The 16,215-nt window shown below is 72.5% G+C and carries 19 protein-coding genes; 10 read left to right on the top strand and 9 right to left on the bottom strand.

Features of this window, described 5'->3' with window-relative positions; translation table 11 throughout:
* Positions 1–319 precede the first annotated feature (319 nt).
* Both ABTZ58_RS12410 and ABTZ58_RS12405 read left to right on the top strand, forming a co-directional pair.
* The gene (locus ABTZ58_RS12410) at positions 320–1,456 is read left to right on the top strand and encodes a lipid II:glycine glycyltransferase FemX (protein WP_351354206.1); all 1,137 of its coding nucleotides are present in this window, start codon (positions 320–322) and stop codon (positions 1,454–1,456) included.
* Between the two features lie 169 nt (positions 1,457–1,625).
* Positions 1,626–2,591, top strand: a complete 966-nt coding sequence (locus tag ABTZ58_RS12405; RefSeq protein ID WP_351354203.1) for an EamA family transporter — start codon at positions 1,626–1,628, stop codon at positions 2,589–2,591.
* A gap of 31 nt (positions 2,592–2,622) precedes the next feature.
* Here ABTZ58_RS12405 and ABTZ58_RS12400 read toward each other — a convergent pair whose 3' ends face one another.
* From ABTZ58_RS12400 to ABTZ58_RS12390, 3 genes are all read right to left on the bottom strand, one after another.
* Complete coding sequence (locus ABTZ58_RS12400; RefSeq protein WP_502996056.1) at positions 2,623–3,294, bottom strand: formylglycine-generating enzyme family protein; 672 nt, start codon at positions 3,292–3,294, stop codon at positions 2,623–2,625.
* A 78-nt stretch (positions 3,295–3,372) separates the two neighbouring features.
* The gene (locus tag ABTZ58_RS12395) at positions 3,373–4,194 is read right to left on the bottom strand and encodes an ABC transporter permease (RefSeq protein WP_351354200.1); all 822 of its coding nucleotides are present in this window, start codon (positions 4,192–4,194) and stop codon (positions 3,373–3,375) included.
* Positions 4,191–5,150, bottom strand: coding sequence for an ATP-binding cassette domain-containing protein (locus ABTZ58_RS12390; protein WP_351354197.1), 960 nt, complete (start codon positions 5,148–5,150; stop codon positions 4,191–4,193). Before ABTZ58_RS12390 ends, ABTZ58_RS12395 begins: the two co-directional genes overlap by 4 nt.
* Positions 5,151–5,259: 109 nt before the next feature.
* Between ABTZ58_RS12390 and ABTZ58_RS12385 the strand changes: the two genes are divergently transcribed.
* A complete protein-coding gene (locus ABTZ58_RS12385; RefSeq protein ID WP_351354193.1) occupies positions 5,260–6,078 on the top strand; it encodes a TetR/AcrR family transcriptional regulator in 819 nt (272 codons plus the stop codon).
* 83 nt (positions 6,079–6,161) lie between these two features.
* On the opposite strand, the gene ABTZ58_RS12380 is transcribed toward ABTZ58_RS12385, so the two are convergent.
* Positions 6,162–7,136, bottom strand: a complete 975-nt coding sequence (locus ABTZ58_RS12380) for a WD40 repeat domain-containing protein (RefSeq protein WP_351354190.1) — start codon at positions 7,134–7,136, stop codon at positions 6,162–6,164.
* Between the two features lie 133 nt (positions 7,137–7,269).
* On the opposite strand from ABTZ58_RS12380, the gene ABTZ58_RS12375 reads away from it, so the two are divergent.
* Positions 7,270–7,944, top strand: coding sequence for a GDSL-type esterase/lipase family protein (locus ABTZ58_RS12375; protein ID WP_351354187.1), 675 nt, complete (start codon positions 7,270–7,272; stop codon positions 7,942–7,944).
* Here the strand turns inward: ABTZ58_RS12375 and ABTZ58_RS12370 are convergent.
* On the bottom strand, positions 7,932–8,243 hold the full coding sequence (locus ABTZ58_RS12370; protein ID WP_502996055.1) for a DUF4111 domain-containing protein: 312 nt from the start codon (positions 8,241–8,243) through the stop codon (positions 7,932–7,934). The genes ABTZ58_RS12375 and ABTZ58_RS12370 overlap by 13 nt on opposite strands.
* Positions 8,244–8,359: 116 nt before the next feature.
* Between ABTZ58_RS12370 and ABTZ58_RS12365 the strand changes: the two genes are divergently transcribed.
* Both ABTZ58_RS12365 and ABTZ58_RS12360 read left to right on the top strand, forming a co-directional pair.
* Positions 8,360–8,884 (top strand): hypothetical protein, encoded by a 525-nt coding sequence (locus ABTZ58_RS12365; RefSeq protein WP_351354184.1) that lies wholly within the window; start codon positions 8,360–8,362, stop codon positions 8,882–8,884.
* Between the two features lie 104 nt (positions 8,885–8,988).
* On the top strand, positions 8,989–9,981 hold the full coding sequence (locus ABTZ58_RS12360) for an aldo/keto reductase (RefSeq protein WP_351354181.1): 993 nt from the start codon (positions 8,989–8,991) through the stop codon (positions 9,979–9,981).
* Positions 9,982–10,132: 151 nt separating this feature from the next.
* Here ABTZ58_RS12360 and thpR read toward each other — a convergent pair whose 3' ends face one another.
* Positions 10,133–10,705 carry an RNA 2',3'-cyclic phosphodiesterase gene (gene thpR, locus ABTZ58_RS12355; RefSeq protein ID WP_351354178.1) on the bottom strand — a complete coding sequence of 191 codons (573 nt, stop codon included), beginning with the start codon at positions 10,703–10,705 and terminating at the stop codon, positions 10,133–10,135.
* Between the two features lie 218 nt (positions 10,706–10,923).
* Between thpR and ABTZ58_RS12350 the strand changes: the two genes are divergently transcribed.
* Complete coding sequence (locus tag ABTZ58_RS12350; RefSeq protein ID WP_351354175.1) at positions 10,924–11,160, top strand: Uma2 family endonuclease; 237 nt, start codon at positions 10,924–10,926, stop codon at positions 11,158–11,160.
* An 8-nt stretch (positions 11,161–11,168) separates the two neighbouring features.
* On the opposite strand, the gene ABTZ58_RS12345 is transcribed toward ABTZ58_RS12350, so the two are convergent.
* Positions 11,169–12,548 carry an MFS transporter gene (locus tag ABTZ58_RS12345; RefSeq protein WP_351354172.1) on the bottom strand — a complete coding sequence of 460 codons (1,380 nt, stop codon included), beginning with the start codon at positions 12,546–12,548 and terminating at the stop codon, positions 11,169–11,171.
* 27 nt (positions 12,549–12,575) lie between these two features.
* Positions 12,576–13,013, bottom strand: coding sequence for a MarR family winged helix-turn-helix transcriptional regulator (locus tag ABTZ58_RS12340; protein ID WP_309098097.1), 438 nt, complete (start codon positions 13,011–13,013; stop codon positions 12,576–12,578).
* Between the two features lie 154 nt (positions 13,014–13,167).
* Between ABTZ58_RS12340 and ABTZ58_RS12335 the strand changes: the two genes are divergently transcribed.
* Positions 13,168–13,395 (top strand): ribbon-helix-helix protein, CopG family, encoded by a 228-nt coding sequence (locus tag ABTZ58_RS12335; RefSeq protein ID WP_351354167.1) that lies wholly within the window; start codon positions 13,168–13,170, stop codon positions 13,393–13,395.
* Here ABTZ58_RS12335 and ABTZ58_RS12330 read toward each other — a convergent pair.
* Positions 13,365–14,816 (bottom strand): NCS2 family permease, encoded by a 1,452-nt coding sequence (locus tag ABTZ58_RS12330; RefSeq protein WP_351354164.1) that lies wholly within the window; start codon positions 14,814–14,816, stop codon positions 13,365–13,367. The two genes, ABTZ58_RS12335 and ABTZ58_RS12330, sit on opposite strands and share 31 nt — an antisense overlap.
* A 117-nt stretch (positions 14,817–14,933) precedes the next feature.
* Here ABTZ58_RS12330 and ABTZ58_RS12325 point away from each other — a divergent pair, with 117 nt between their 5' ends.
* Both ABTZ58_RS12325 and ABTZ58_RS12320 read left to right on the top strand, forming a co-directional pair.
* Positions 14,934–15,194: a DUF2530 domain-containing protein gene (locus ABTZ58_RS12325; protein ID WP_351354161.1), complete on the top strand. Its 261-nt coding sequence runs from the start codon at positions 14,934–14,936 to the stop codon at positions 15,192–15,194.
* A gap of 172 nt (positions 15,195–15,366) precedes the next feature.
* Positions 15,367–16,212: a class I SAM-dependent methyltransferase gene (locus ABTZ58_RS12320; RefSeq protein WP_351354158.1), complete on the top strand. Its 846-nt coding sequence runs from the start codon at positions 15,367–15,369 to the stop codon at positions 16,210–16,212.
* Positions 16,213–16,215 lie beyond the last annotated feature (3 nt).

The raw sequence follows: 16,215 nt of genomic DNA, 5'->3' as shown, positions 1-16,215 counted from the left end.
AGGCACCAGACAACCCCCCTGCACCCACGAACCCACGCGAGGCACCAGACGCCCCACCCCCACCCACGAACCCACGCGAGGCACCAGACAACCCACTCCCACCCACGAACCCACGCGAGGCACCAGACGCCCCACCGCCACCCACGAACCCACGCGAGGCACCAGACAACCCCCCTCCCGCCCACGAACCCGCGTGAGGCGTTCGGGCCACGCTGCGGGGCGATCCGAGTGTCTGGGACCGGGGAGCGGCCGGGCCGCTCCTAGGCTCGCGGCACCAGTCCCCCGCCCGCCGAGGGCCGCTGCTCGAAGGAGCCCGCGCATGAGCGTCCGCGTCCAGCCGATCACCCGCGACGAGCATCTGGGGTTCGTCTCGGCCCGCCGCTCCGCCAGCCACACCCAGGTCCCGTCCTGGGGCGCGGTGAAGCCCGACTGGGAGGCGGAGAGCCTCGGCTGGTTCGACCCGGCCGGGCAGCTCGTCGGCGCCGGGCTGGTGTTGCTGCGCCCGCTGCCCGGGCCGCGGCTGCCCGGCCTGCGGCGGTACCTGGCGTATCTGCCCGAGGGCCCGCTGATCGACTGGCACGAGCCCGGCCTGGAACGCCTGCTGGAGCCGATGGTCGCCCACCTGCGGCGGCGGGGCGCCTTCGCCGTGCGGATGGGCCCCCCGGTCGTGGTGCGCCGTTGGAGCGCCGAGACGGTCAAGGCGGCGATCGCGGACCCGGCCGCGCGACGGCTGCGCGACGTCCGGGCGACGTCGTACGAACCGCGGGCCGGGCAGGTCGCGGACGGCCTGCGCCGCATGGGCTGGCGGCAGAGCGACGCCGGCGGGGAGGCCGGCTTCGCCGCGGGACAGCCCCGGTACGTCTTCCAGGTGCCGTTCGCCGGCCGTTCGCTGGAGGAGATCCACAACGGCCTCAACCAGCAGTGGCGGCGCAACATCAAGAAGGCGGAGAAGGCCGGGGTGAAGGTCGTGCGCGGCGACTTGGAGGACCTGCCGGCCTTCCACGAGCTGTACACCGAGACCGCCGAGCGCGACGGGTTCCTGCCGCGCCCGCTCTCCTACTTCCAGGGCATGTGGAGCGCGCTCACCGCCGAGCACCCGGACCGGATGCGGCTCTACCTCGCCCACCACGACGGCGAGGTGCTCGCCGCCGCGACGATGCTCACCGTCGGCGAGCACGTCTGGTACTCCTACGGCGCCTCCACCAGCCGCCGGCGCGAGGTCCAGCCGAGCAGCGCCGTGCAGTGGCGGATGATGACCGACGCCCATGAACTCGGCGCCGCCGTCTACGACCTGCGCGGCATCACCGACACCCTGGAGGAGTCCAGCCCGCTGCTGGGCCTGCTCCGCTTCAAGGTGGGCACCGGCGGCGAGGCCGTCGAGTACCTCGGCGAATGGGACTACCCGCTCAGCCGGCTGCTGTACAAGGCGTTCGAGCTCTACCTGTCCCGCCGCTGAGACCCCGAGGGCGCCGGGCGGGCGTCTCACGCCACGAGACAGAGGCAAAAGGGCTTCACGCACCTGACTCAGTCCATTACCCTGGACTGCGAAGTACACCGGGATGTACGCGGAGTGCACGCCGGTGTACGGACCGCCCGCATCCGCGCCGACGAGCACAGGACCGCCCGTGACCAGCCCCGACAGCGTCACCACGCCCCAGCCCGCGACCACCGCGTCGCCCGCGTCCGGCCCCGCGGCCGGCCCGGGCCGGCTGGGCTCCCTCGGCCCCGTGGGCCTCGTCCTGGCCGGCGGCATCTCGGTGCAGTTCGGCGGCGCCCTGGCAGTGACGCTGATGCCGAGGGCGGGCGCCCTGGGCGTGGTGGCGCTGCGCCTGCTCGTCGCGGCGGTCGTGCTGCTGCTGGTCTGTCGCCCCCGGCTGCGCGGCCACTCGCGCGCCGACTGGGGCACGGTCGTCGTCTTCGGCGTCACCATGGCCGCGATGAACGGCCTCTTCTACCAGGCCGTCGCCCGCATCCCACTGGGGCCCGCGGTCACCCTGGAGGTGCTCGGACCGCTCGCCCTGTCGGTCCTGGCGTCCCGCCGCGCGATCAACGTCGTCTGGGCGGCCCTCGCCCTCGCGGGCGTGTTCCTGCTCGGCGGCGGGGGGTTCAGCGGACTCGACCCCGCGGGAGCGGCCTTCGCCCTGGGCGCGGGCGCCATGTGGGCGGCGTACATCGTCTTCAGCGCCCGTACGGGCCGCCGCTTCCCGCAGGCGGACGGGCTGGCCCTGGCGATGGCGGTGGGCGCGGTGCTGTTCCTTCCGCTGGGCATCGCCGAGTCGGGCACGAAGCTGCTCGACCCGGTGACCCTGGGCCTGGGCGCGGCGGTGGCCCTGCTCTCCTCGGTCCTGCCCTACACGCTCGAACTCCTCGCCCTGCGCCGCCTGCCCGCCTCCACCTTCGCGATCCTGATGAGCCTGGAACCGGCCCTCGCGGCCACGGCCGGCTTCCTGATCCTCGACCAGTCCCTCACGGCGCCGGAGGCCGCGGCGATCGCGCTGGTGATCGCCGCGAGCATGGGGGCGGTGCGCACGCAGGTGGGCCGGGGCCGCGGCAGGAAGGCGGCCCTGGAGGGCACGGGCCTGGAGGGCTAGGCCGGACCAGGCCCGGGATCCGTCACCCGGGTCAGGTCCGGGGCGTCCGGGCCACCCGGAACCCCACGTCGTCGATCCGGAACGTCGGATGGCTCCGGCGGCGCACCGAGGCGCGGCAGCTCCAGTGCTCATCGGACCAGCCGCCGCCGCGGAGCACCCGGTAGGTGCCGTAGACCTCGGGGTCGTAGAGGTCCCAGCACCAGTCCCAGACGTTGCCGAGCATGTCGTACAGGCCCCACGCGTTGGGCCGCTTGCCGCCCACGGGACGGATCGCGTCGTCCGCGTTCCCGCGGTACCAGGCGATGTCGTCGAGGGGGCCGTAGCGCGGGCCGGTGCCGCCGGCGCGGCAGGCGTGCTCCCACTCGGCCTCGGTCGGCAGCCGGTATCCGTCGGCGGAGGCGTCCCAGCCGACCGTCTCGCCGTCGTCCCGTACGTGGTACGCGGGGGTCAGCCCCTCGCGCAGGGACAGGGCGTCGCAGAAGCGGACGGCGTCCCACCAGGACACGCCCTCCACGGGCAGCCGCTCTCCCTGGGCCGCGCTCGGCCTGCGGCCGGTGACCTCGGCGTACCCCTCCTGCGTGACCGGGAACGCCGCCAGCCGGAACGACGCGACGTCCACGGCCCAGCTGCGCTCGGTCCGCCGGTCCGCCAGCGTCACCCGCCCGGCCGGGACGGTGACCATGTCGCTCTCGAAGTCCCCCATGATCGGCCACTCTACGGGGAGGGGGCGCCCGGCCCTCGCCGAGCGCCCCCCGTCGCCACGCCACCGCCACCGCCCCCGCTACCGGCTGAGCTTCTTGAACCGCCGTACCGCCAGCGGCAGGAAGACCGCCGTCAGGATCACCGGCCACACCCCGGCCATCAGCAGCGCGTGCCGCTCCACCCAGGAGCCGCCGCCCCCGACGGGCGTGCCGAACAGCTCACGGGTCGCCGCCGCCGTGGAGGAGATCGGGTTCCAGGCCGCGACCCAGCCCAGCCAGTCGGGCATCAGCTGCGGCGCGACGAAGATGCTGGAGATCATCGTCAGCGGGAAGGCGACCGCGAACAGGCCGCCCGCGGCCTCCGGGTTGGGCACCAGCAGGCCGAGCCACACGCCGATCCAGATCAGCGCGAACCGCAGCCACAGCAGCAGCCCGAACGCGGCGAGGAAGCCGAGGCCACCGTCCGGGCGCCAGCCCATGGCGAGGGCGGTGAGCATCATGATGGCCAACTCGGCGCAGGCCACGATCAGATCGGTGACCCCGCGTCCGGCCACGACGGCGGAGGACGCCATCGGCATGGAGCGGAAGCGGTCGATGACGCCCTTGGTGGAGTCGGGGACCACGACCGTGGCCGTGTTGATGAAGCCGAACGCCATGGTCATCACGAACATGCCCGGCATCAGGAAGTCCTTGTAGTCCCCGCCGCCCGGCACCTTCATCGCGCTGCCGAAGACATAGCCGTAGAGCAGCACGGACAGGATCGGGAAGCCCAGTTGCCAGGCGATGTTGACCGGCTGGCGCCGGTAGTGGGTCAGGCCGCGGCGGACGATGTTCCAGCAGTCGGCGAGCAGCCAGTACGTGCCGCTGCGCGCGCTCGTGGTGCTCAGGTCGACGGCGCTCACGCTGCGGCCTCCTTCTCGGTCCGGTGTCCGGTCAGGCGCAGGAAGACGTCGTCGAGGCTCGGCCTGCGCAGTCCGATGTCCTCCACACGGACGCCCTCGTCCTGCAGGGTCCGCGCCACCTCCGTGAGAGCCGCGACCCGGTCGGCGACCGGGGCCTGCACCCGCAACTCGGCCTCGTGCGCCTCCGGTTCGCCGTCGGTGACCCGGGCGACGACCTTCACCACCCGCGGGATCTCGGACCGCTCGGCGACCACGACCTCGATCCGGTCGCCGCCGACCAGGCCCTTCAGCCCGTCCGGGGTGTCGTCGGCGATGGCCCGGCCCTGGTCGATGACGGTGATGCGGGAGGCGAGCCTGTCGGCCTCCTCCAGGTACTGCGTGGTCAGCAGCACGGTCGTGCCGCTCGCCACCAGCGCCCGGACCGAGTCCCACACCTCGCCCCGGCTGCGCGGGTCCAGGCCGGTCGTCGGCTCGTCGAGGAAGAGCACGGCCGGGGCCAGGATCATCGACGCGGCGAGGTCGAGGCGGCGCCGCATGCCGCCGCTGTACTTGCCGACGCCCCGGTCGGCGGCGTCGGTCAGGTCGAACTGCTCCAGCAGCTCGGCCGCCCGCAGCTCGGCGCGCCTGCCGCCCAGGTGGAACAGGCGGCCGAACATCTCCAGGTTCTGCCGGCCGGTCAGCACCTCGTCGACCGCCGCGTACTGGCCGGTGAGCCCGATCCTGGCCCGCACCTCGCGCGGCTGCCGGGTCACGTCGAGCCCGGCGACCGTCGCCCGGCCCCCGTCCAGCCGGACCAGCGTGGACAGGATGCGGACGGCGGTGGTCTTGCCCGCCCCGTTCGGCCCGAGCAGGCCGTGCACCGTGCCCTCGCGTACCGCCAGGTCGAACCCGTCGAGGGCGCGCTTCTCGCCGTACCGCTTCTCCAGCGTCTCGGCGCGCACCGCGTATCCGTCCATATCGCCCCTCCCGTGACCTGTGCCGGTCCGGCACTGAACTGGGTACAGCGTACTCGATTACGCGTACGCCGTACCCAGTTTTTTTGGCGGAGGGCCCTAAGCTGGGCTCATGACGAGCGGCACGAGTGGCAGTGGCGGTACGGAGACCAGCGGCAGCGGCGACATCGCCCGCACCCTGGAGCTGCTGTGGGACACCGGCCGGCGCCCGAGCCGCGGGCCCAAGCCGACCCTCACCCTGGACCGGATCGTGGAAGCGGCCGTCCAGGTGGCGGACGCCGAGGGCCTGGAGGGGCTCTCCATGCGCCGCGTCGCGGCCGAGCTGGGCACCGGGACCATGTCGCTGTACCGGTACGTCCCCGGCAAGGGCGAGCTGCTCGACCTCATGCTGGACCGGGTGCAGCGCCCCTCCGGGAACCCGGCCGACCTGGGCGACGGCGGCTGGCGCGCGGCCCTGGAGGCCCTGGCCCGCGCGACCCTCGCCCTCTACCGCCGCCACCCCTGGCTGCTGCACGTCAACCAGTCCCGCCCGATCCTCGGCCCGAGCGCCCTGGACGGCATGGAGAAGGTCCTCACCCTGATCCGCCCGATGGGCCTGAGCGACCCCGAGCTGGTCTCGGCGATCATCATGATCGACGGGTATGTCGTCGGGGCCGCGCGCACGCAGCTGTACCAGCTGGAGGCGGAGCGCCGGACGGGCCTGACGGACGCCGAGTTCTGGCAGGCGCAGATGCCGGCCCTGGAGAAGGCCATGGCGTCGGGCCGCTATCCGGTCATGGCGTCCCTGTCCGAGGACACCTTCGGACCGGACTTCGACCACTTCGAGTTCGGGCTCCAGCGCATCCTGGACGGCCTGGAGGTCCTGGTGGAGCAGCGCCGGGCCGGGGACCCGGACACGTCACAGGCGTCGCGCCGCCACCGCTCCGGCTGACCCGTCCCGCTCCGGCTGACCCGCCCGCGCCGTCGGCCGGCCCGCAGCAGTCCCGTCGCGCCCCCGGACTCTGCGCCACGCCCTCAACCCCGCCGCCTCAGCCTGCGCAGGCCGAGCACGACGACCAGGGCGACACCGGCGGCGATGGCCCCGGTCCTGAGGTCGCCGCTCAGCCCGCCCGCCCCGGCGCCCCCCTCCGGCGAGGCCGAACTCCCCTTCCCGGTGGACGAGTCCGAGCCGCCGGGAGCGTCCTGCGGCTCCACCGGGCTGTCGGCCCCCTCCGCGCCGAACATGAGCTTCGACCCGTCGGCGGTGTAGGTGACGGACTCCCCCTGCCCCAGGAACGGCACGCCGAGCCGCTCCTTCTTCTTGATCCTCCCGCCGTTCCAGTCGTAGGCGACCGCCCCGAAGTAGCTGCGCACGACGAGGTGTTCGCCGTCGGGGGAGAGCGTCGCGTCGGTGGCCTCCAGGTCGGGGACGGCCGCGACGGGCCGGAACACGTTGGTGCCGGCCGGGGAGAGGTCGGCGGGACCCTCGTACAGGTGCCCGCCCTTCTCGTTCTTGTCGACGATGTAGACGCGGCCGGTCTTCGGGTGCACCACGAGGGACTCGGCGTCCCGCGCGCCGTCGGAGTACTTCACGACGTACTGCGTGGCCCGGACCGACTGGTCGCGCAGGGTCTTCGGCTCGGGCAGCCGGTAGATCCACACGTGCGGCCAGGTGCCGCCGAGGTTGTCGCCGATGTCACCGACCCAGATCCGGTTGTCCGGCCCGATCGAGACGGCCTCGACGTCGCGCGGGCTGCCCACACCGGTCATGGTGATCGTCGCGACCGTCTCGCCCGTCCCGCTGTCGACGGCGTAGAGGTAGGCCCCGTCGTCGCTGTCGTTGTGCGTCCAGTAGATCCCGGGGTGCCGGTGCGAGGCGGCCAGGCCGCTGGACTCGGTGATGCGCGGATCCCTGATCGTGAACTTCTCGTCCCCGTCCGCTGCGGTGGCGGGCACGGCGAGGGCGCCCGTGAGAAGGGCCGCGGCGAGGAGGGCGAAGGGTCTGCGCATGCCCCAAGCGTGCCATCCCGCCGGGCGGTTCATCAGGCGGTTCCCCGGGAGGCCGGCCCCCCGCACCGGGGCCGGGACGGCGCGTGGCCCGGCTCACATCCCGTCCGGCGCGCTGATCGTCCATGATGAGCGGATGCTCAGGTTCATGCCCGTCGGTGACTCCATGACGATCGGAAGCGCGGGCGAGCACACGTGGCGCTACCGGCTGTGGCAGCACCTGTGCCGTTCCCACCGCGGCCCCTTCACCCTCGTCGGCCCCCGCGAGACGCTCCACGACAAGCGCACCGACGCCCCCACGTCGTACGCCTACGCCGAACCGGACTTCCCCCGGGCGCACCTGGCCGGCTGGGGCGAGGGCTGGCAGCACATGGCGCCGCTGATCGGCGACGCCGTGCGCTCCTGCCGGGCGGACGTCCTGCTGGTCTCCCTCGGCCTGATCGACCTGGGCTTCTACACGAACGCGGAGCAGACCGCCGACAACGTCCGCGCGTTCACCGCGCGGGCGCGGGCGGCGAACCGGCGGGTGCGGATGGTGTGGCTGCCGGTGACGCCGAACGTCCGGGCCCGGACCGACGCGGCCTTCGCCGCCGAGGTCTCCCGTTTCAACGAACTCCTCGCCAAGACGGCCGCGGACCTCGACGAACCGGCCTCCCCGATCCTCCTGGCCTCGACCCCGCCCTCCTACGACGTCGCCGCCGACACCTACGACGGAACCCACCCCAACGCGAGCGGCGAACACAAGATCGCGGCGGCCTTCGCGGCGGCCCTGCACCAGGGCTGGGGCCTGGGCGGGCCCTACGCGGGCTGACGCTCCCCGATCATCCGGACCGGGTACTCCGCGCAGCCCCCGGCGTCCACGCAGTCCCACCGCTCGTCCTCGTCCCCGAGGTGGACGGCCCGGGCGCGGGCGAGGGCCGGCCGGTGTGCCGGAGGCAGAAGGCCGACGGCCCACTCGGCGACGGCGTCCTTCGACCGGATCTCTCCGGTGGCCAGGGTGTGCCGGCCGCGGGCGAGGGTGAGCAGGACGTCGCGGGTGTCCGTGGCCGGCTCGCCCAGCAGCTCCGGCACCCCGGCGACGATCGCCCACCGCAGGCCGGCGGCCGGCACCGGGTCGAGCAGCCCGGCGGGCCGGGGCCCGTGCAGCGGGGCGGAGGTTCACCCCCACGTGGGGTTTGCCGGCCGCCCGCTCCCTTCCCCTTCCCTCCCCGCCCTACGGTCCACCCATGGCGACCCACCCGACCGCAGGGGAACCGGCCCGGCGCGCGGCCGGGCGGTCGGACCACGCCGCCTGTGCCGCCCGCGTCGCCCGCCTGGCCGCCTGGACCCGGGCGCGGCTGCGGGCCGAGGGCCTGCTGGTGGATCCGCCGCCCCGGGGCGGGCCCCTCATCGGCCCCGCTCACCGCTCCCCCGCGGGCGAGGACCTCCTGCGCGAGGCCAGGGAACTGCTCCGCGCACTGCTCTTCGGCGAGCAGCGGGAAGCGCCCGGCCCCCGCCGCACCCCCCGCGCGGCGCTCACTGTCACCCTCCCGCGCGACAAGGCCCACACCCTCGCCTTCATGCTGCGCGCCGCCACCGAGATCGGCACCGTCGGCACCGCGGCGCACCTGCTCTTCCGGGTCGAGTACGCGGCAACGGCCGACGCGGGCCGCGGCATCATCACCTGCCTGCGGCTGGTGAACGACCTGGAGGTCAACGAACCGGTGCTGCACGGCCCTGCGGAGAACGTGGAAAACGACCCGCCCGCCTAGGGCGTGTCCGCAGAGTCCCTCCGTCCGCCCGGAGGGACTCTGCGGACACGACCTGGGGCCGGTCACTTGCCTGGAGCGCACTTCAACACGTTGGCTTGGTCGGCATGGAGTACACGCAGCTCGGACGCACGGGACTCAAGGTCAGCCGGCTCGTCCTCGGCACCATGAACTTCGGCCCCCAGACCGACGAGGCCGACAGCCACGCCATCATGGACGCGGCGCTGGACGCGGGCATCAACTTCTTCGACACCGCCAACGTGTACGGCTGGGGTGAGAACAAGGGCCGCACGGAAAGCATCATCGGCACGTGGTTCGCCAAGGGTGACGGCCGGCGCGACAAGGTCGTCCTCGCCACGAAGGTCTACGGCAACATGGGCGCCGACGGCCCCGCCTGGCCGAACCACGACAAGCTCTCCGCCGTCAACATCCGCCGGGCCGTCGACGCGAGCCTGAAGCGGCTGCAGACCGACTACATCGACGTCTACCAGTTCCACCACATCGACCGGGACACCCCGTTCGAGGAGATCTGGCAGGCGATCGACGTCCTGATCCAGCAGGGCAAGATCCTCTACGTCGGATCGTCGAACTTCCCCGGCTACAAGATCGCCCAGGCCAACGAGATCGCCGCCCGGCGCGGCGGGACCATCGGGCTGGTCAGCGAGCAGTGCCTGTACAACCTCGCCGAGCGCCGCGCCGAGATGGAGGTCATCCCGGCCGCGCGGGACTACGGCCTCGGCGTGATCCCCTGGTCGCCGCTGCACGGCGGTCTGCTGGGCGGCGTCCTGAAGAAGGAGGTCGAGGGCGGGCGCCGCGCCTCCGGCCGCGCGGCCGACGCACTCGCCGACCCGGCCACCCGCGCGCGCATCCAGTCCTACGAGGACCTGCTCGACAAGCACGGCGTCGAGCCCGGCGAGGCCGCCCTGGCCTGGCTGCTCACCCGCCCGGGCGTGACCGGCCCGATCGTCGGCCCGCGCACCGCCGAGCAGCTCGCCTCCGCGGTCCGCGCGTCCGAACTGGAGCTGTCCGAGGAACTCCTGACCGGCCTGGACGAGATCTTCCCGGGCCCGGGCCCGAGCCCGGAGGCCTTCGCCTGGTAGGCCCCTCAGCGGCGCGGCCGGGGAACGGCCCTGTGCGGTTCCCCGGCCGTCCTACCTTCCCAGCAGCGAAGCCAGGGCGACGACGAGGAACATCAGCACGAGCACACCGGCCATGATCCGGTTGCGGGTTTTCGGGTCCACGCCACCGAGCCTAACCGGCGCCCCCGAGCGGCCAGCGCCCGACCGCCTCGTACCGGGGCTGCTCCCCGGGGACGCCGGACGTCGGCAGGTTGCTGCGCACCAGCACCAGCTCGTCGACGGTCCAGGTCCGGCCGGTGAATTCCCCGAGCGCGTCCAGATACGGCCGCACGTCCCGTGCCTCCCGGCTCCGGGCCACGGTCAGGTGGGCCTTGTACCGCCGGTGCTCCCCCATCGGCACACCCGCCTTCCGCGCCGCGGCCTCCGCCCGCTCGGCGAGCAGCCGCAACGTCGCCAGGTCCCCCTCGGCCCCGGCCCACAGCGCCCTGCCGTGCCCGAACTGCCCGCCGCCGCGCACGGCCAGCGGGAACGGGACGGTCCGGTGCGCGGCCCGCTCCAGCCGCTCCGACAGCCCGGGGACGAGCCCGTCGTCCACCTCGCCGTAGAAGGCGAGCGTGAAGTGCCACCCGGCCCGCCCGGTCCACCGCACACCGTCGGACCCGGGCAGCCCGCGCAGGGCATCGACCACGGCCCCGAGCTCATGGCACACCTCGTCCGGGGGCAGTACGGCGGCGAAGAGTCTCATGCGGCCAGTCTGCCCGCCCTCGCCCCCTGGGTCCGGGCATGCCCTGGTCGCCGTGCGTACCGTTGTACTGCGCGGCCGGATCCATCGTCGGTGCGGCCGGCGAGGAGCGCCACGATGACCGTCCTTGACGACAGGATCGAGATGGCCGACAGCAGCGGCGAACTCACCCTCGACATGATGTGCTGTGGCGGTACGAGGACGTCGAGTACGTCGCCGAAGTGATCTCCAGGAAGACCGGGGCGAACGACTACGGCCCCAAGAAGGACGCCTACGCCGCGGCCGGCGTACCGGTGTACCTGATCGTGGATCCGTCCACCGGCCGCTGGCATCTGCACACCAAGCCCAAGGACGGCGAGTTCCGGGGCGAGCTGAGCCTGGACTTCGGAGACGAGATCGACCTGACCGGCACCGTGGTCGGTCTCGTCCTGAACACCGACGACTTCCCCCGGGACTGACGGCCCCGCTACGCCGCCGGGGCCAGCTCCTCCCGTTGGTCCCGCGGCACGAACCGCACCCGGGGATGCCCGCGGTGCCAGCCGACCGACAGCCGGAGGTTGCCCACGCGGGCCAGGACCAGGCCGATCGCGGCCGCGGCCGCCACCGCCACCGCGCCGCCCGCCGCGAGGCCGACGCGCGCGCCGTAGGTGTCGGTGACCCAGCCGACGATCGGGGCGCCGACCGGGGAGCCGCCGAGGAAGACCATCATGTAGAGGGCCATGACACGGCCGCGCATGGCCGGGTCGGTGGACATCTGGATGCTGGTGTTCGTCGTGACGTTGACCGTCATGCCGAACAGCCCCAGCGGCACCATGAGCAGGGCGAACATCCACAGGGCCGGGACCGTCGCGGCCAGGATCTCCAGCGCGCCGAAGGCCATCGCCGCCACGATCAGCAGCCGCAGCCGGGCCGTGCCCCGCCGCGCCGCGAGCAGCGCCCCCGCGACCGAGCCGACCGCCATCAGCGTGTTGAACATGCTGTAGGCGCCCGCGCCCGCGTGGAAGACGTCGTCCGCGAAGGCCGACAGGTAGACGGGGAAGTTGAAGGCGAACGTGCCGACGAAGCCGACCAGGACGATCGGCCAGATCAGCTCCGGCCGGCCGGTGACATAGCGGACGCCCTCGCGCAGCTGCCCCTTGCCCCGCGGGGCGCGCTCGACGGCGTGCAGCTCGCGGGCGCGCATCAGCAGCAGGCCGGTGAGCGGCGCGATGAAGGACAGGCCGTTGAAGAGGAAGGCGTAGCCGGTGCCGACGCCGGTGATCAGTATGCCCGCGACGGCGGGGCCGACCAGGCGGGCCGACTGGAAGTTCGCCGAGTTCAGGCTGACCGCGTTCTGCAGCTGGCCGGGGCCGACCAGCTCGGAGACGAAGGACTGGCGGGCCGGGTTGTCGACGACGGTGGCCAGACCGACCGCGAAGGCGGCCACGTACACGTGCCACACCTGGACGTGCCCGGTGAGCGTGAGGACGGCCAGGGCGATCGCCGTGAGCGCCATCGACGTCTGGGTCACGAGCAGCGTGGGCCGCTTGCGCAACCGGTCGACGAGGACACCGCCGTAGAGGCCGAAGAGGAGCATCGGCAAGAACTGCAGGGCGGTCGTTATGCCGACGGCGGCGGAGGAGCCGGTGAGGCTGAGCACGAGCCAGTCCTGGGCGATGCGCTGCATCCAGGTGCCGATGTTGGAGACGACCTGCCCCATGAAGAACAGGCGGTAGTTGCGCACCTTCAGGGACGAGAACATCGAGGACCTGCGGACGCGGTCGCCGGAGGCGGGTGCTGCGGGAGCGGGTGGGGAGTCGTGGGGTTCAGGTGCGGGGGCGGAAGCTGTTCCGGGTCCCGAACTCAAAGGGTTCGCCTCCTTGCTACATACGGCTTACAGGTGCGCGAGCTTCTCCAGCACGGGGGCGGCGGCCCGCAGTTTGGCCCACTCGTCCTCGTCGAGGTTCTCCACCAGGGAGGACAGGAACGCGTTCCGCTTGGCGCGGCTCTCCTCGAGCATCGCCTCGGCCTGCTCGGTGCGCGTCACGACCTTCTGGCGCCGGTCCTCGGGGTGCGGCTCCAGACGGACCAGTCCCTTGGCCTCCAGCAGCGCCACGATGCGGGTCATCGACGGCGGCTGGACGTGCTCCTTGCGGGCGAGCTCGCCCGGTGTGGCCCTGCCGCACAGGGACAGGGTGCCGAGCACCGACATCTCGGTGGGGCTGAGCGACTCGTCGACCCGCTGGTGCTTGAGGCGACGGGACAGCCGCATCACGGCGGATCGGAGGGAGTTCACGGCGGCTGCGTCGTCGCCATGGCTGAGGTCCGGCATGTTCTTTAGCGTAACTCATTACTCTCGCTAAAGACCACCGGGGACACGCGAAAGCCCCGTGACGCCCGCCACTGACCGGTGACATCACTCATACGGGTGATCCCGGAGGGGAACGTGACCCACCGCGGCGAACGGTGCCGCGACCCTCATGGTCATGGGGACCAGCGTGCTCAGCCTGCGAATAGACCACGACCTGCTCGAACGGCTCCGGCACCATGCCGCGAAACGAGGAATGAGCGTCCAGGACTATGTCGTCCGGACGCTCATTCGCGATGACTTCGACCAGCGGTTCCAGGCCGCCGTCGAGGAGACGGAGAGGTTCTACGGCCCCTCCGGCTCCGAGGACGAGGATCAGGTCAGACCCAGCGCCGGCATCAGGTAGTAGAAGGCGAACACCGCCGCCACCGCGTACATCGCCGACGGCACCTCACGGCCTCGTCCGGCGGCCAGCCGCAGCACCACGAAGGTGATGAAGCCCATGCCGATGCCGTTCGTGATCGAGTAGGTGAACGGCATCATCAGCATGGTCACGAAGGCCGGCACGGCGATCGTGTAGTCCGCCCAGTCGATCTCCTTCACCGAACCGGCCAGGATCAGGAAGCCGACCGCCACCAGCGCCGGGGTGGCCGCCTGGGACGGGACCATCGTGGCGACCGGGGTCAGGAAGAGCGCGGCGGCGAAGAGACCGCCGGTGACCACGTTGGCGAGACCCGTCCGGGCACCCTCACCGACACCCGCCGTGGACTCCACGAACGCCGTGGTCGCCGAGGAGGAGCTGGCGCCACCGGCGGCGACCGCGAGGCCGTCCACGAACAGCACCTTGTTGATGCCGGGCATCTGACCCTCGCCGTCGGTCAGCTTCGCCTCGTCGGAGACGCCCATGATCGTGCCCATCGCGTCGAAGAAGCACGACAGCAGCACGGTGAAGACGAACAGCATCCCGGTCAGCACACCGACCTTGGCGAAGCCGCCGAACAGGCTGACCTGCCCGACCAGCCCGAAGTCCGGGCCGGCGACCGGGTTGCCCGGCCACTTGGGCGTGGTCAGGCCCCAGCTCGGCACCTTGGCGACCGCGTTGATGATCACCGCGACGACCGTCATGGCGACGATCGAGATCAGGATCGCGCCCGAGACCTTGCGGACGATCAGCGCCAGGGTCAGCAGGACCCCCAGCACGAAGACCAGCACGGGCCAGCCGTTCAGATGCCCGTCGCCGCCGAGCTGGAGCGGGACGGTGGTCTGGGCGGCGTCCGGGATCCGGGAGACGAAGCCGGCGTCGACCAGCCCGATCAGCATGATGAACAGGCCGATACCGATGGAGATGGCCTTGCGCAGCCCGTAGGGCACCGCGTTCATCACGCGCTCGCGCAGCCCCGTGGCGACCAGCAGCATCACCACGAAACCGGCCAGCACCACCATGCCCATCGCGTCCGGCCAGGACATGCGCGGGGCGAGCTGGAGGGCGACCACCGAGTTCACGCCGAGACCGGCGGCCAGCGCGATCGGGACGTTGCCGATCACACCCATGAGGAGCGTGGTGAGCGCCGCCGTGAGGGCCGTCGCGGTGACCAGCTGCCCGTTGTCGAGCTGATGACCGTACATGTCCTTGGCGCTGCCGAGGATGATCGGGTTCAGCACGATGATGTAGGCCATCGCGAAGAAGGTGGCGAGACCGCCGCGGACCTCGCGGGACAGGGTGCTGCCCCGCTCGGAGATGCGGAAGAAGCGGTCGAGTGCGCCGTTCGTGGGCCCGGCTCCCGGCTGTTCAGGGGCGGGGACCTTGGCGGGAGCCGAGGAGGACATGTGTTTGGTGTTTCCTACGAAGAGAAGTGGTCAGACGCAAACCGTTTCAGTATGAACATATGACGCCCCACTCGGCCATCTCCGCGCGTAGACCTGATCGCCTCGTAAGCTGTCCCCATGGCGAAGTGGACCCCCCGACACGAGGCGCCGGAGCCCCTGGAGGGCCCCGTGGTCGCCACCATCACCGGCGGCACGATCCTGTGGTTCGTCCTCTTCCTCGTCCAGCTCCCCTTCTACGGCTGGTTCGACGACCGCGGCAGCACCTGGTGGATCTGGACCTGCCTGGCCGGAGGCGGCCTGGGCCTCATCGGCATCTACTACGTCCGCAGGCGCGACGCGGCACTGAAGCGGGCCGCGGCCCGCGACGATGCCGCATAGGACGACACACCCCGCACCCGCGCACGGCGAGAAGGGGCCGTCAGGCGAGGACGCGCACCCCCGCGCTGCCCGGCAGGACACACCCCCGCCCCCTCCCTACGCTCGATAGAGGCGGCGAACCGCTCACAACCCGTCGCGCGGACCCGCCGCCCGACCGGTGAGGAGCGCAGCCATGACGACACAGCAGAGCACGGCCGAGGCCGACCGGGCACTGAAGTCCAAGCACCGCGCCATGTGGGCCCAGGGCGACTACCCGTCCCTGGCCGCCGAGATCATCCCCGAGCTGGGACCGGTCCTGGTCGAAGCGTGCGGCGTGCGCCCCGGCCACCGGGTGCTGGACGTCGGCGCCGGCTCCGGCAACGCCGCGATCCCGGCGGCCCTGACCGGCGCGGACGTCGTCGCCTCCGACCTGACACCCGAGCTGTTCGAGGCCGGGCGGCGCGTGGCAGAGCGGCAGGGGGCACGCCTGACCTGGCAGGAGGCCGACGCCGAGGCCCTGCCCTTCGGCGACGCGGAGTTCGACACCGTGCTGTCCTGCGTGGGCGTCATGTTCGCCCCGCACCACCAGCGGGCCGCCGGCGAACTCGTCCGGGTCTGCCGCCCGGGCGGCACCATCGGGCTGCTGAGCTGGACGCCCCAGGGGTTCATCGGACGGATGTTCGCCATCATGAAGCCCTACGCACCCCCGCCCCCGCCGGGCACCCAGCCGCCCCCGCTGTGGGGCGACGAGGACCATGTGCGCACCCTCCTAGGCGACCGGGTCACGGACCTGCGCGCCGAGCGGCGGACCGTCCGGGTCGAGCGCTTCGCGACGCCGGAGCTGTTCCGCGACTACTTCAAGGAGCGCTACGGCCCGACCATCAGCGTCTACAAGAACATCGCCGACGACCCCGACCGGGTCGCCGCCCTGGACCGCGAACTGGCCGAACTCGCCCGCGCCGCCGACCTGGGGACGAGCCCGGGCGGGACGGTCCTGGACTGGGAGTACCTGCTCTGCACGGCCCGCCGAGCCGGCTGACGC

This window comes from Streptomyces sp. NPDC094143 (genome assembly GCF_040303825.1).
GTDB lineage: Bacteria > Actinomycetota > Actinomycetes > Streptomycetales > Streptomycetaceae > Streptomyces.
Note: the sequence above shows the minus strand (reverse complement) of the source record. Positions and strands in the feature narration are given on the sequence as shown.

Bases quoted from the DNA above. Each gene is read 5' to 3' on its own strand.
- ABTZ58_RS12365 (WP_351354184.1), top strand. From the start codon at position 8,360: ATGGCGACCCACCCGACCGCAGGGGAACCGGCCCGGCGCGCGGCCGGG.
- thpR (WP_351354178.1), bottom strand. From the start codon at position 10,705: ATGAGACTCTTCGCCGCCGTACTGCCCCCGGACGAGGTGTGCCATGAG.
- ABTZ58_RS12375 (WP_351354187.1), top strand. From the start codon at position 7,270: ATGCTCAGGTTCATGCCCGTCGGTGACTCCATGACGATCGGAAGCGCG.
- ABTZ58_RS12330 (WP_351354164.1), bottom strand. From the start codon at position 14,816: ATGTCCTCCTCGGCTCCCGCCAAGGTCCCCGCCCCTGAACAGCCGGGA.
- ABTZ58_RS12325 (WP_351354161.1), top strand. From the start codon at position 14,934: ATGGCGAAGTGGACCCCCCGACACGAGGCGCCGGAGCCCCTGGAGGGC.
- ABTZ58_RS12400 (WP_502996056.1), bottom strand. From the start codon at position 3,294: ATGGGGGACTTCGAGAGCGACATGGTCACCGTCCCGGCCGGGCGGGTG.
- ABTZ58_RS12390 (WP_351354197.1), bottom strand. From the start codon at position 5,150: ATGGACGGATACGCGGTGCGCGCCGAGACGCTGGAGAAGCGGTACGGC.
- ABTZ58_RS12360 (WP_351354181.1), top strand. From the start codon at position 8,989: ATGGAGTACACGCAGCTCGGACGCACGGGACTCAAGGTCAGCCGGCTC.
- ABTZ58_RS12410 (WP_351354206.1), top strand. From the start codon at position 320: ATGAGCGTCCGCGTCCAGCCGATCACCCGCGACGAGCATCTGGGGTTC.
- ABTZ58_RS12340 (WP_309098097.1), bottom strand. From the start codon at position 13,013: ATGCCGGACCTCAGCCATGGCGACGACGCAGCCGCCGTGAACTCCCTC.
- ABTZ58_RS12380 (WP_351354190.1), bottom strand. From the start codon at position 7,136: ATGCGCAGACCCTTCGCCCTCCTCGCCGCGGCCCTTCTCACGGGCGCC.
- ABTZ58_RS12335 (WP_351354167.1), top strand. From the start codon at position 13,168: ATGGGGACCAGCGTGCTCAGCCTGCGAATAGACCACGACCTGCTCGAA.
- ABTZ58_RS12385 (WP_351354193.1), top strand. From the start codon at position 5,260: ATGACGAGCGGCACGAGTGGCAGTGGCGGTACGGAGACCAGCGGCAGC.
- ABTZ58_RS12320 (WP_351354158.1), top strand. From the start codon at position 15,367: ATGACGACACAGCAGAGCACGGCCGAGGCCGACCGGGCACTGAAGTCC.